This is a genomic window from Bifidobacterium sp. (genome assembly GCF_022647885.1).
GTDB lineage: Bacteria > Actinomycetota > Actinomycetes > Actinomycetales > Bifidobacteriaceae > Bombiscardovia.
Window position 1 is genome coordinate 2,084,136 of sequence record NZ_JALCLM010000001.1, and the last position, 13,463, is coordinate 2,097,598.

Sequence of the window (13,463 nt, forward strand, 5' to 3'; positions counted from 1 at the left end):
ATGTCCTGTCTTTCGCTTGTTACTGCTTGTACGTTCTTAAGGGGCTGTGCGGGTGGGTTGTGTATCCCTTCACCCGCACGCCATATGAACCTGCGTTCAGCGGTATTCCGGTTCTGAATCATTCGATGACATTGCAGCACCCGCATCTGGCCTTGCGCCGATGTTGAAACCGAGGTCATTTGATGCAGAGGCCGGATCGTCGTCCTCATCCTTCATGTCAATGGCTACACCTTCGGCATTGAGCACTTCGACATTGAGAGACAGAGACTGCATTTCCTTAAGCAGCACCCTGAAGGACTCTGGAATACCTGCAGGAGGAAGGTTGTCACCCTTTACGATGGCCCCATAGACGCGCACACGCCCGTCAACATCATCAGACTTGGTAGTCATCATTTCGTGCAGCGTGTAGGCGGCACCATAAGCCTCGAGTGCCCACACCTCCATCTCGCCGAAACGCTGTCCACCGAACTGAGCTTTACCACCAAGTGGCTGCTGGGTAATCATCGAGTAAGGACCAGTTGAACGTGCGTGGATTTTATCGTCCACGAGGTGGTGGAGCTTCAGCATGTACATGTAGCCCACCGAAATTGGCTTAGTGAAAGGCTCACCGGTACGGCCGTCATACAACACAGCCTTGCCGTGGTCTCCTACAAGATGCTCACCATCACGGTTTGGCAATGTGGTTGTCAGCAGACCGTGCAGCGCATCCTGACGGACACCATCAAAGACTGGTGAAGCGACAGGAGTGTCTGGGTCGGCCTTCTCAGCGCCTGCTGGGATGTGTTTCTTCCACTCTGCCTCGAGATTCGGATCGAGGTTGATATCCCATCCTGCATGAGCAATCCATCCAAGATGCAGCTCAAGAACCTGTCCGAGGTTCATTCGGCTTGGCACACCCAATGGGTTGAGCATGATGTCGATAGGAGTACCATCCGGCAGGAATGGCATATCTTCTTCCGGCAGGATACGTGAGATAACACCCTTGTTGCCGTGACGGCCTGAGAGCTTATCACCCTGAGTAATCTTGCGGTGCTGCGCGATATATACGCGAATCATTTGATTTACACCGTTTGGCAGCTCGTCGCCATCTTCTTCGGCATCCTCGCGTGATACCTCTTTGACTGCAATAACAGTTCCAGTCTCACCGTGAGGCACTCGGAGCGACGTATCGCGAACTTCGCGGCTCTTCTCACCAAATATGGCGCGGAGCAGTCGTTCTTCAGGGGTCAACTCAGTTTCGCCCTTCGGAGTGACCTTACCCACGAGAATATCGCCAGCTTCAATTTCAGCACCGATGCGAATCACGCCACGCTCATCAAGGTTAGCGACCGCGTCTTCACCAACATTTGGCAAATCGCGAGTAATTTCCTCGGAGCCCAGCTTCGTCTCACGAGCATCGATTTCGTATTCTTCGATGTGAATCGAGCTCAGCGTATCGTCCTGAACCAGACGCTGAGAAATAATCACAGCATCCTCGTAGTTGTAGCCATTCCAAGGCATGAATGCTACCAACAGATTCTTGCCGAGAGCCATCTCACCGTTTTGAGTGGCAGGACCATCAGCTAGCACTGAACCAGCTTCAACACGTTCACCATCTTTAATCGTTGGCACTTGGTTGTAGCAGGTGGTCTGGTTGGAACGTTGGAACTTGGAAAGCTTATAGCTTGACTGAGTACCGTCGTCGTTCAGGACGCGAATGATGTCACCAGAAACGTAAGTGACTACACCTGGCTTGTCAGCCAAAATCACATCGCCTGAATCAACTGCAGCACGCCATTCAGAGCCTGTTCCCACCAGCGGACGCTCAGACTTAATGAGTGGAACTGCCTGACGCTGCATGTTGGTCCCCATCAGTGCTCGGTGGCCCTCATCATGCTCTAGGAAGGGAATCAGCGAAGCACCCAGCGAAACCATCTGACGTGGAGAAACATCCATGTAGTCGACCTGCTCGACCGGCACATCCTCTGCTTCACCCTCACTGTCTCGCACCAAAGCTGTGGACTCGACCAGATGACCCTTGTCGTCAATAATCTGGTTGGCCTGAGCAATCACATGCTCAGCCTCTTGATCGGCAGTCATGTAGGTAATCTCATCAGTCAGCTGACCATTGTCTACCTTGCGGTATGGGGTCTCGATGAATCCGAAGGGATTGATACGACCGAAGGTAGCCAGTGAGCCAATCAGACCAATGTTCGGTCCTTCAGGGGACTCGATTGGGCACATACGACCAAAGTGAGAGGGGTGAACGTCTCGCACTTCCATCGAAGCGCGGTCGCGGGAAAGGCCGCCAGGGCCCAGAGCGGACAGACGACGCTTATTGGTCACACCTGCAAGTGGGTTGTTCTGATCCATGAACTGCGAGAGCTGCGAGGTTCCGAAGAATTCCTTGATTGTCGCGTTCACTGGACGGATGTTAATCAACGACTGTGGGGTGATAGCTTCCGCATCTTGAGTAGTCATACGTTCACGAACCACACGCTCCATACGGGATAGACCTGTACGCAGCTGATTCTGAATGAGCTCGCCGACCTGACGGATACGACGGTTACCGAAGTGATCGATATCGTCCACATCCACGCGCAGATCAACAGCTTCTCCGTTACGTGAACCAGGGAAAGTCTTGTCTCCAGCGTGCAAAGTTACCAAGTACTTGATGGTGGCGATGATATCGTCGCGGTTAAGGCTGCGATCGTTAAAATCAGCTTCAAGACCGAGCTTGCGGTTGATCTTGTAGCGGCCAACGCGGGCGAGATCGTAACGCTTCGTATTGAAGTAGAAGGAATCTAGCAGGTTGCGTCCTGCTTCAGGAGTTGCGGTGTCTGAAGGACGAATCTTGCGATACAGATCAGTTAATGCTGCATCCTGATTGTCGATGGACTCCTTTTCCAAAGCATCCAACACCAGTGGATATCCTTGGAAGGACTCTTTGATTTCAGACTTGGTCATGCCAATGGCTTCGAGGAACACGATGGCGGACTGCTTACGCTTACGGTCAACACGTACGCCTAGGACATCACGCTTATCGATTTCAAACTCAAGCCATGCTCCGCGGCTTGGAATAATTTTCGCTCCGAAAACTTCTTTATCGGTTGTGCGGTCGCGGTTACGGTCGAAGTACACACCTGGGGAACGCACCAGCTGTGAAACGATAACGCGCTCAGTTCCACCAATAATAAAAGTTCCATGAGGTGTCTGCAGTGGAAAATCACCCATGAATACAGTCTGTGACTTGATTTCCCCTGTGTCGCCGTTCTCAAACTCAGCATTCACATATAGTGGTGCAGAGTAAGTGTAATCCTTTTCTTTGCATTCGAGCACCGTGTGACGTGGCTCCTCGAAATAAGGATCTGAGAATGCGAGGCTCATCGTCTGGGCGAAGTTCTCAATTGGTGAGATCTCCTTGAATACTTCATCGAGCCCTGAGATGTGTCCAACCGTGTTGGTCCCATCACGCTCATCCTCTTCAACACGCTTCTTCCAGCGCTCATTGCCGATCAGCCAATCGAAGCTATCGGTCTGTACGCCCAACAGGTATGGGACGTCAAGTGGCTCTTGAATTGAGCCGAAGTTCACGCGGTTCGGTGCCTTGTGAAGTCTGATGTCTTCTTCATCAGCGCGTGCGTATGTTTGTGTGCTATTTCTTGCAGCTTTGTTGGCAGCCAAAGTAGACTTTCCTTATCGCTCGCTATGTTCGATGGATCGTTGCTTGCCTGGAAAACGCCTCATGGCCACCATATGCCTATTCGCGGGCATTTCCCCAATGATGCATGCCCGCTATATGACACACTTCACGCAGAAACAAAAGAATAGCACACCTTACCGAATCTCACAAGCACGACATATTACTGCCAATCTCTCTAATCGTCACGCAAACAAAGGTGACTTTACATGCGGTGTATCTGCAATGACACACCGTCTACTGCACACCATGAAAATCAGACTTTACTGCACCACTACGGAGACTGGATCAGACTGGACTTTGTCGTTGCTTTTCATGGAGAGCTTGGCTACATACGTACCTCTATTAACATTAGGCAGAGTAGCATCCTGCTGACACTGTTCCCCCGTAGCATTGGCATTCCAAGTAATAGTCTGGATGTCTTTGTCATTACCAGCCATAAGCAGCATGCGCGAATCTACGGGGCAAGAGTCCGAACGCCAAATTGTCTCATTGCCGGATGTTATCGTCAGCACCCGCGAAGCGTTGGAGCCATCGATAAGGCAACTCGCAGCTCCGTGATGCTTAATAGTCACAGTAAATTTTACAGAGCCAGCGAGTGACAACGTTGCTGAGCTTGCACTGACGCTGAGGTCCACATCATTCGCTGTGCAATCCTTAACTCCCGAAACCTCTTTTGGACTAGGAGCCGCCTGACGAGCAATAGCATTGATGTCGTCCTTATTAATGGCGTAATTAATTGCACTAACCCCACGAACAAGAAGCCAACCAAAGCCCCAACACAAAGCGATTATTACGACCGCGAGTATGCCGGCTACAATCCTTCGACGACGATATATCCGGCGTTGTCTTGCACTGATCCTTCGCTTGGCCATAGTGCCGAGTGTACGACGAGAGCCGTAACAGTTGCACGTTAACGCGCTCAATCAGGCAATGAAATAGAAGAATCTCGATGAATCACAATAAGACCATCGTCATCTAGAGAAGCTAAACAAGCATCCAACTGACCAGGAACAGACCACAACTGGTCAATCTCTATGCGACTCACCCGTGCATGTGCAGGTCGACCGCGTAATGCATCGAGAATGATACCTCTCACTTGTCGATCAGTACCTTTGAAATGTTGTCGTGGTCTTGTAGGGCGATTACCGAGTCCAGGCTTACCTGCCGCTTTAAAAGTACACCACTGAGCGAGAGGACAAATATCGCACAACGGCCTTCTAGCAGTACACAGCAAAGCTCCCAGTTCCATCAAGGATTGATTCCATAAAACCGATTCACGGAGTTCATCTGGTAACACCATCGAAGCCAAGCTTCGTTCTTCCACAGAAGAAGAGCCACCTTGTGACTCCACACCAAGAAATACTCGAGAAAGCACTCGTCGAATATTAGTGTCTATTACGGCGATCCTCTCGCCGTACGCAAAGCTCATTACTGCACTCGCCGTGTAATCTCCAACTCCAGGCAAGCTGGTGAGCTCCTCATATGTTCGTGGCAATTCATCATGGTACTGTTCACTCACCACACGCGCGCAAGCTTGTAATCGCAGTGCACGTCGCGGATATCCTAACTTTCCCCAAGCAGTTATTACGGCGGCAGGACTAGCTTCTGCGAGTGCACGAGCATCCGGCCATATATCCATCCAAGCTTTCCAATAAGGAACAACTCTGCTCATTTGAGTTTGCTGGCTCATCACCTCTGAAACCAGAACTCCCCAAGGCGTCGTCCTCCCGAAACGCCACGGCAAATCACGTTTGTTGATTTCCCACCAAGAACATAGCTGCTGCCGCATCTGGCTGGTGTTCAATGAAATACCGTCAGCAGTAATGTCTTCAATGCCGTATCCGCTGCGTTCTCGGTGCGCTTGCTGATTTTCATGTTCTGCCGTCATATGCCCATCACGATTGACCAGCCTAGCCGATATCAGATTATCTACAATCAACAAGCGCTCACAGCGATAGGATGTGTTGAAATCAAGAAGCGAAGCATGAGCTGTCGTTCTTCACTTCTATTCTTGCCCATGTGAGCAATGAGGAACAAAGAACACACACTGGAAGTGCACGTGAGCACGGTAATACCGCATCTACAGCAGGCAGTGAAGAAGCTGTCGAAGCTATGTATGAGTATGGGTACCGCAAATCTACTATCCGGACCGACGAATTAGTAACTGATGCTCATGGCAACCCAATTAGCGTTGTTGACGCGATGCTCAAAGCCGAGGACGCTGCCAAATCCACGACGCACACCCCACATCTGTGCTACTACTCTCCTAGAATTCCAGGTAATACCGGCTCAGCTATCAGACTGTGCGCAGTAACTGGAACGATCTTGCATCTAGTAGAACCCTTAGGTTTCAATCTGCACGACACCAAACTTCGCAGAGCTGGTCTGGATTATCACGATATGGCACATGTGGTGTTGCATCCAAACTTCGAAAGTTTGGTTGACTCTATGCCCGACTCACGCATCATCGCCTTTACCGCGAATGCCACAAAGCTCTACACAGAGATTCAATATCGTCCCACAGATATTCTGCTCTTTGGCCCTGAGCCAGGCGACATTCCCGATCCGATGGATATTATGGGTGGCCCGCATGTGGCGGAACAGGTTCGCTTGCCTATGCGCCCGTCGCTGCGAAGTCTCAATCTCACCAATTGTGCTTCAATCGCTATATACGAAGCATGGCGACAACTCGATTTCGCCGGCGGGAACTGAATGCCTCGTCGTCCATGAGGACACTCACCCGCAGTGTGCGTAGTTGCACCTATATAGGCATCATCAAGCGATTAGTAGATTCAGCATTCCGAAGAATCCACCGCTGAGCTATATAAGACGTCGGAACGTGGCTACGCACATCATGTCATTATTTAGCAATTAGTCAGCGTCATCGGCCGAGCACCATGTTGTCGAGAAAATATCGATGCGTGAACAGGTTATCGTTCAGTTCAGGATGGAATGAAGTGACAAGCATATTACTCTGGCGAGCAGCCACAATATGACCATCCACCTCAGCTAGTACCTCAACACCCTCCCCAACGCTTTCGATATATGGAGCTCGAATGAAGGTCATCGGTATTTCTCCGATTCCTGTAACTGCTGCTCTTGTAGAGAATGAGCCCAGTTGGCGCCCATAAGCGTTTCTTTTGGCGACAATATCCATCATGGCGAGATGACTATCGCCATCTTCAACACGCTTTGCTAACAACAACAATCCCGCACAGGTTCCAAAGACCGGTAATCCAGCAGCAATGCGTTGACGTAGGTCGTCCAGCATACCCAAATCTCGTAGCAATTTGCCCTGAACAGTAGACTCGCCACCAGGCAGCACCACACCGTCTATACCACCACTAAGATCACTGAGCTGACGTATTTGGACAGTTCTCGCGCCAAGTTGTGACAGCATACGCTGATGCTCAGCAAATGCACCTTGCAGCGCTAGAACACCAATCAATGGCCCCGTTGCAGCGCCCATCTTTCCCTTGCTCTGTGCAGCAACTTGGCTCACTTGCCACGCTCCGCCATTAATACAGCGATTTCATTTTCGTTAATACCAACCATGGCTTCACCAAGACCCTCGGATACACGCGCCACAAGGTCCCAATCCTGATAGTTGGTTGTTGCCTGCACAATCGCCGTTGCACGTTGAGCTGGATCGCCTGACTTGAATATTCCCGAACCCACGAATACACCTTCAGCACCTAGCTGCATCATCAAAGAAGCATCGGCTGGTGTCGCCACGCCACCTGCAGCAAAATTAACCACAGGCAGACGACCATTGTCATGTACTGAGCGCAACAATTCCACCGGCACTTCAAGTTCCTTAGCCTTTTCAAAGATTTCATCATCGCGCAATCCGGCCACTTCTCGAATCTGTCTGTTCATCTCGCGCATATGTCTGACAGCTTGAACCACGTCACCGGTTCCAGGCTCACCCTTAGTGCGAATCATAGAAGCACCTTCAGTAATACGACGAAGTGCCTCACCAAGGTTCTTTGCACCGCATACGAATGGCACACTGTATTGGGTTTTATCAATGTGATAGACATCATCTGCTGGTGTCAATACTTCAGATTCATCGATGTAATCAATGTCGAGAGCCTGTAGAACTTGCGCCTCAACAAAATGACCGATACGTACCTTTGCCATAACTGGAATTGAAACTGCCTGTTGGATGCCTCGTATCATTTTGGGGTCACTCATACGAGAGACACCACCAGCAGCACGAATATCAGCGGGGATCCGTTCCAGAGCCATTACTGCACATGCACCAGCATCTTGGGCAATAACAGCCTGCTCTGGCGTAGTGACATCCATAATGACGCCACCTTTGAGCATTTGGGCAAGATTCTTATTCAATTCATATCGATCATTGGTCATGAAGGCAAGGATACCCACAATCAGATTTCCAGCAAGCAACACGACCACACTCACCACAAAAATAGATAACTGCGATAAAAGTTGGGATTATGCTGCCATTTCGTCCAACATATCCCAACTTTTATCGCAGTTATCTCTCAGTATCGACTCAGATTAGTTTTTGAAGCTGTGAATTGGGGCGGGGATTCTTCCACCGCGGTTAACAAAGGCAGCACAACTCTTTTGATTGACAGCCATAATCGGGGCATGCCCCAATAAACCACCAAATTCTGCCGTATCACCCACACCTTTGCCAATGACGGGGATTACACGCACCGCGGTGGTCTTTTGGTTGATCATACCGATGGCAGATTCGTCGGCAATAATGCCCGAAATCGTAGTAGCAGTGGTGTTACCTGGAATAGCAATCATATCTAAACCTACGCTACACACGCAGGTCATCGCTTCTAACTTCTCGATTGTCAGGCACCCAGATGCCGCAGCGTCAATCATGTTTTGATCTTCTGAGACAGGGATAAACGCTCCAGAAAGACCGCCAACATAGCTAGATGCCATAATGCCGCCCTTTTTCACCTGATCGTTAAGTAAGGCAAGTGCAGCAGTTGTGCCAGGGGCACCAACCTGTTCAAGACCCATCTCTTCTAATACCTCACCTACAGAATCTCCGACAGCAGGTGTCGGAGCCAACGATAAATCGATGATGCCAAATGGTACACCAAGCCGTTTGCTTGCCTCTTGCGCAACTAATTGGCCCACACGAGTTATTTTGAATGCGGTGCGCTTTATGGTTTCACACAGCACACCGAAATCTTTTCCTCGAGCAGTTTCTAGCGCAGTACGAACTACTCCAGGACCAGAGACGCCGACATTGATAACAGCATCGCCTTCGGTAACTCCGTGGAATCCGCCAGCCATAAATGGATTGTCGTCAGGTGCATTGCAAAAAACCACCAGTTTTGAGTTGCCGGAACTATCTGAATCAGCAGTAGCTTCTGAAACCTCTAGAATCTTTCGCCCAAGCAAAGCAACTGCATCCATATCAATACCAGTTTTTGTCGAGCCAACATTCACACTCGCGCAGACCCGTTCTGTCTCAGAAAGTGCCTGCGGCAGTGATTCTATAAGTAAACGCTCCGTTGGTGTCATTGATTTGCTGACTAAAGCCGAATACCCACCGATAAAATTGACGCCAACCTCTTTAGCGATGTTATCGAGAGTATGTGCAATCTGTACATAGTCATCCACGCTGTTACAAGCACTGGCAGCAACCAATGAGATAGGTGTTACTGTAATTCGTTTATTGACGATAGGGATGCCATATTCCCTCTCAATCGCTTCTCCCGTAGAGACTAGGTTCTTCGCGTAACTGCTGATTTTCTGGTAAATATTAGTCCGAAGCGTCGCAAGATCATCGCTGGCGCAATCTAACAGGCTGATGCCCATAGTAATAGTGCGCACGTCGAGCTTTTCCTGCTCAATCATCTGATTAGTCTCGTGAACCTCCATGATATTCAACATGGCTATCTTCACCTTTCTTAGGGCTGTGGTTACGTTCTGACTGATTCCTCAGACGCGATGCATTCCGGTGAAGATCTCTTCTCGCTGACAACGAATGCGGACGCCAATTTCTTCTCCAAGGCTGTCTAAATCAGCTACAATTTCGCCAAACTCTTTGTCGGATGTGCTGTAATCAACGATCATCATCATGTTGAAGAAACCGTCGATTATAGTCTGGGAAATATCGAGAACGTTGGTCTGATGAGCAGATAGATAAGTACACACTCGTGCGATGATACCGACCGTGTCTTGTCCGACCACGGTGATTATTGCCTTATTCATGGGGGTCTCCTGAATACGCCTGGCTGAGAGTTGGGAACTCCCCCAGTATATGTGTAAGACTGCCAAAGCCTTTGATTGTCTCGTCATTCACCAGCACAACAGCATAACCCCGAGCATATGCTCGGGGTTATGCTGGAAATAGCTAGGTTGCGAACTAGGCGTCTGGACCTTTAGTACACCCGCCGAGCCGAATCCGACGCAACAGCTGCGAGTGCACGAGGCGCATGAAAACCGCGCTCGGCAAACTCATCAGCTATCTTCTGGGCAAGTTCCTCACTCCGCCCCTCATCAATGAGCGCGATGATAGAACCTCCAAAACCGCCGCCAGTCATCCTCGCTCCGTATGCGCCATTTTTGCGTGCTACATCCACAGCGACATCGAGTTCTGGGACAGTAACTTCGTAATCAGCCTTTAACGAATCGTGTGAAGCGTTGAACAAACGACCAGCTTCTTCAATCTGTCCGTTCGCAAATGCTCGCACAAAACCCCGCACACGTGCTATCTCAGTGACTACGTGGCGTACACGCTTTTTCATCACCTCATCGGGCAGAGCATCTAATGTTTCTTTCAAAGCTTGGAATGGATCGTCAGCCTTTGCAATACCGTCGGCAACAACTCGAAGATTGGCAACGTTAAGGACTGCTGCCGCCTCTTCACAACAGCTACGACGTTGTGCATACTGTCCGTCATTAAGCTGATGAGGTGCCTGAGTATCAACAACTAATAGTTCCAAACCATGAGCAGTAAGGTCAAAAGGTTGTTGCGACGTGTTCTCAAGTGCGGTCAGCTCCGGACGGCAATCCAACAGCAACGCATGCCCTGCTGTGCAACGCATAGATGCATTCTGATCCAAACCACCAGTGCTGGCACCAGCCATATCATTCTCTGATTTCATCGCAGACTCAATAAGCGTCACGCGCCCAGCGTCTGAACTGCCGTATCCCAAGGCATACACATCATCAAGAGCTAAAGCAGTTGAACATGTCATAGCAGCTGATGAGCTCAATCCCGATCCGAGTGGCACGCACGATGCAAACGCAGCATCGAAACCTCTTACTTGTGAGAATCCCATTTCCCGCAAAGCCCAAGCAACACCGACAGGATAAGCTGCCCAACCGTCTACACCACCAGCTGCGAGACCATCAAGCTTCGCTTGAACAACGTTGTTGGGGTTAACATCCGAGACCACACGAACAATATTGTCAGTTCGCGGCTTGAGAGCGATGAAAGTCTGGTGCGGTAGCGCTATTGGTAAACAGAGACCTGCATTGTAATCGGTGTGTTCACCGATGAGGTTCACTCGGCCAGGAGCGCTCCAAACTCCGCTTGCTTGTTCACCGAAAGTATTGTTAAAAAGTTCAGAAGCCTTAGCTGAACCCTCTTCGCTCGAAAGCGGGTTGATGAACTGCACTGTTGACATCGTTGCTTCCCTTTCAGTCTTATACGTCTAAATCGATAGGTCCAAGCTCATGGAATCGAGCTGCGATTTTCTCAGGAGTAGTATCTGATATCCACGCTCCCATACCTGATTCTGATCCAGCGAGATACTTGATTTTGTTTGGAGAACGACGGAAAGAAAAGAACTGTAAGTTCAGGCGATAATGATCACGACGTTGATCATGTAGTGGAGCTTGATGCCACGCAGAGATATATGGCAAATCCATCCCTTTACCGTCACCAGTATCGAAGAAGGCGTTGCCGCGCTTGAGCAACGTAGAGTATATCTGTGCCAATCCCCAACGCTCATCATCATTTAACTGGTCGATGCTGAGCACTCCGTCGCGTACTGGGGCCACATGAACTTCTAGCGGCCAGCGTGCAGCTGCTGGCACATACGCCACCCAGTCGTGGTTGCGGAACACTATACGTTCATTGGCATCTAGCTCAGATTGAAGTATATCTTTAAGCAGATTTCCACCTGTGCGTGCGTAGTATTCTTCGGTATGTTGCAGCTCGGTTTCCATCTTTGGCGCCACAAAGGGATAACAATAAATCTGCCCGTGTGGATGCGCTAGAGAAACGCCAATTTCTTGTCCATGATTTTCAAAGGGAAATATTTGCTCTATGCCGTCTAGAGCGGAGATTTCGGCTGTGCGAAATGCCCAAGCCTCAACAACGGTGCGAATGCGCTCCACTGGTAAATCAGCTGGCAGAGCATCCTCTTTAGGGTCAAAACACACTACTTCACAACGCCCATTAGCTATTTGTTGTTCCCATATATCTTTGCCATCGATATGTTGCGTTTGTGTTGGAACACCAGGAACCTGCATCATTGAGGGAAAACGGTTCTCAAAGACCACAACGTTGTAATCAGTATCCGGTACTTCGCCGTCCTGATAAGGATCTCCTGGTTTGCGCGCCGCTAATGGATTACCGCTCGCTGTGGCTCCAGGACCCGCAGTGATGGGTCGGTTCATGCGTGCAGTTGCCATGGGTATCCACTCTCCTGTGAGGGGATCCCTGCGCATCTGTGGAGCTTGAATAGGTATCTGATGACCTTCAGCATCTACATGTGGCGCGAAACGATCAGTCAGAGGACGTGGGTCTGTTAGCTCACGAGTGCGTTGACCAGTCACATATGCAGGGTCATCATCCAGATAGAAGAAATCTCGACCGTCCGCAAGTGTTGTCGGGGTTATGCGAATATGTTTCGCCGCATACTCGGCAGGCTTGTACTGTGCAGACTGATAAGCAATATCATCGCTCATTCTTGTTGCTCACTTCCTTCACTTCTCTCGACCTGATGTGCCAGGACGAGTTCTTTGACCAGTTTTCGGGTTGCTTCAACAGACTGTGGGTCAAGCTCATCATCGGTAATCACTGCACTCACTTGATCGAAGTTGGCAAACAGCGACAAGGATGTGCTACTCCACTTGGTGTGATCAGTAAGAATGATGGTGTTATCCGCAATATCCATCAGAGCCATATCAGTGGCAGCTTCGAGTGAATTAGGCATGAGGAAACCACGAGGGATTGACACCGAATGCGTACCCAAAAAGACTGTGTTGACGCGTAATGAGGCGACGACTTTATCAGCAATCGGCCCCACCAGAGAATTTGATCGAGTAATCACTCCGCCCGTGACGATAACCTCAACATCTTTACTTTCCAAGGCCTGGACCAGTTCCGCAACAGGAATCGAATTGGTGAGAATGGTAATTCCTGCGGAACGGCGGCTCTCGAGCAGATGCTGTGCAAATACATAGGCTGTGGTGCCACCACCGATAGCAATAACATCTCCCGGCGAGACATAAGTCAAAGCCTGTTTCGCAATAGCATCTTTTAATCCGATGTCCATCTGCGACTTAACAGAAAACAGCGGCTCTGCCAAAAGGGTGCTGGTAGTGACCGCACCGCCGTGCACACGTTTTAACAGTCCTTTATCGGCTAATTCTGCAATATCTCGGCGTATCGTCATTGCAGAAACGCCTAATTCCTTTGACAATGCAGTAATACGCACCGCTCCACGGGTACGTAATCTGCTCAAAATCAGATGTTGACGCTGTGAGGATATCATTCGAACATTATCGCACACATACGCGCAGAATTACAACTTCTGATGTCGCT

General features: G+C 49.8%; 11 protein-coding genes. 1 reads left to right on the top strand and 10 read right to left on the bottom strand.

All coding sequences use genetic code 11. From position 1 onward, the window contains the following. Positions 1 to 96 precede the first annotated feature (96 nt). The 3 genes from rpoB to LKI20_RS08765 form a co-directional block, all read right to left on the bottom strand. The gene (gene rpoB / locus LKI20_RS08755; RefSeq protein WP_291772877.1) at positions 97 to 3,663 is read right to left on the bottom strand and encodes a DNA-directed RNA polymerase subunit beta; all 3,567 of its coding nucleotides are present in this window, start codon (positions 3,661 to 3,663) and stop codon (positions 97 to 99) included. A gap of 279 nt (positions 3,664 to 3,942) precedes the next feature. Next, positions 3,943 to 4,554 (bottom strand): hypothetical protein, encoded by a 612-nt coding sequence (locus LKI20_RS08760; RefSeq protein WP_291772880.1) that lies wholly within the window; start codon positions 4,552 to 4,554, stop codon positions 3,943 to 3,945. A gap of 47 nt (positions 4,555 to 4,601) precedes the next feature. Beyond that, a complete protein-coding gene (locus LKI20_RS08765; protein WP_291773493.1) occupies positions 4,602 to 5,486 on the bottom strand; it encodes an A/G-specific adenine glycosylase in 885 nt (294 codons plus the stop codon). A gap of 308 nt (positions 5,487 to 5,794) precedes the next feature. On the opposite strand from LKI20_RS08765, the gene LKI20_RS08770 reads away from it, so the two are divergent. Continuing rightward, a complete protein-coding gene (locus tag LKI20_RS08770; RefSeq protein ID WP_291773496.1) occupies positions 5,795 to 6,394 on the top strand; it encodes a tRNA (cytidine(34)-2'-O)-methyltransferase in 600 nt (199 codons plus the stop codon). A 169-nt stretch (positions 6,395 to 6,563) separates the two neighbouring features. Here LKI20_RS08770 and pdxT read toward each other — a convergent pair whose 3' ends face one another. From pdxT to LKI20_RS08805, 7 genes are all read right to left on the bottom strand, one after another. After that, positions 6,564 to 7,151 carry a pyridoxal 5'-phosphate synthase glutaminase subunit PdxT gene (gene pdxT / locus LKI20_RS08775; RefSeq protein ID WP_291772882.1) on the bottom strand — a complete coding sequence of 196 codons (588 nt, stop codon included), beginning with the start codon at positions 7,149 to 7,151 and terminating at the stop codon, positions 6,564 to 6,566. Positions 7,152 to 7,180: 29 nt separating this feature from the next. Beyond that, entirely contained in the window at positions 7,181 to 8,056 is an 876-nt protein-coding gene (gene pdxS, locus LKI20_RS08780) for a pyridoxal 5'-phosphate synthase lyase subunit PdxS (RefSeq protein ID WP_291773497.1), read from the bottom strand. Positions 8,057 to 8,209: 153 nt separating this feature from the next. Then, complete coding sequence (locus tag LKI20_RS08785) at positions 8,210 to 9,574, bottom strand: PFL family protein (RefSeq protein ID WP_291772884.1); 1,365 nt, start codon at positions 9,572 to 9,574, stop codon at positions 8,210 to 8,212. Between the two features lie 48 nt (positions 9,575 to 9,622). Further along, positions 9,623 to 9,895 (bottom strand): ACT domain-containing protein, encoded by a 273-nt coding sequence (locus LKI20_RS08790; RefSeq protein WP_291772886.1) that lies wholly within the window; start codon positions 9,893 to 9,895, stop codon positions 9,623 to 9,625. A gap of 170 nt (positions 9,896 to 10,065) precedes the next feature. Further along, positions 10,066 to 11,316 carry a galactokinase gene (galK, locus tag LKI20_RS08795; protein WP_291772888.1) on the bottom strand — a complete coding sequence of 417 codons (1,251 nt, stop codon included), beginning with the start codon at positions 11,314 to 11,316 and terminating at the stop codon, positions 10,066 to 10,068. A gap of 19 nt (positions 11,317 to 11,335) precedes the next feature. Next, positions 11,336 to 12,604, bottom strand: coding sequence for a galactose-1-phosphate uridylyltransferase (galT, locus tag LKI20_RS08800; protein ID WP_291772890.1), 1,269 nt, complete (start codon positions 12,602 to 12,604; stop codon positions 11,336 to 11,338). Then, positions 12,601 to 13,413 (bottom strand): DeoR/GlpR family DNA-binding transcription regulator, encoded by an 813-nt coding sequence (locus LKI20_RS08805; protein WP_291772892.1) that lies wholly within the window; start codon positions 13,411 to 13,413, stop codon positions 12,601 to 12,603. The genes galT and LKI20_RS08805 overlap by 4 nt, the downstream gene beginning before the upstream one ends. Positions 13,414 to 13,463 lie beyond the last annotated feature (50 nt).

Bases quoted from the DNA above. Each gene is read 5' to 3' on its own strand.
- LKI20_RS08760 (WP_291772880.1), bottom strand. From the start codon at position 4,554: ATGGCCAAGCGAAGGATCAGTGCAAGACAACGCCGGATATATCGTCGT.
- LKI20_RS08770 (WP_291773496.1), top strand. From the start codon at position 5,795: ATGTATGAGTATGGGTACCGCAAATCTACTATCCGGACCGACGAATTA.
- pdxT (WP_291772882.1), bottom strand. From the start codon at position 7,151: ATGGGCGCTGCAACGGGGCCATTGATTGGTGTTCTAGCGCTGCAAGGT.
- pdxS (WP_291773497.1), bottom strand. From the start codon at position 8,056: ATGACCAATGATCGATATGAATTGAATAAGAATCTTGCCCAAATGCTC.
- LKI20_RS08785 (WP_291772884.1), bottom strand. From the start codon at position 9,574: ATGTTGAATATCATGGAGGTTCACGAGACTAATCAGATGATTGAGCAG.
- LKI20_RS08790 (WP_291772886.1), bottom strand. From the start codon at position 9,895: ATGAATAAGGCAATAATCACCGTGGTCGGACAAGACACGGTCGGTATC.
- galK (WP_291772888.1), bottom strand. From the start codon at position 11,316: ATGTCAACAGTGCAGTTCATCAACCCGCTTTCGAGCGAAGAGGGTTCA.
- galT (WP_291772890.1), bottom strand. From the start codon at position 12,604: ATGAGCGATGATATTGCTTATCAGTCTGCACAGTACAAGCCTGCCGAG.
- LKI20_RS08805 (WP_291772892.1), bottom strand. From the start codon at position 13,413: ATGATATCCTCACAGCGTCAACATCTGATTTTGAGCAGATTACGTACC.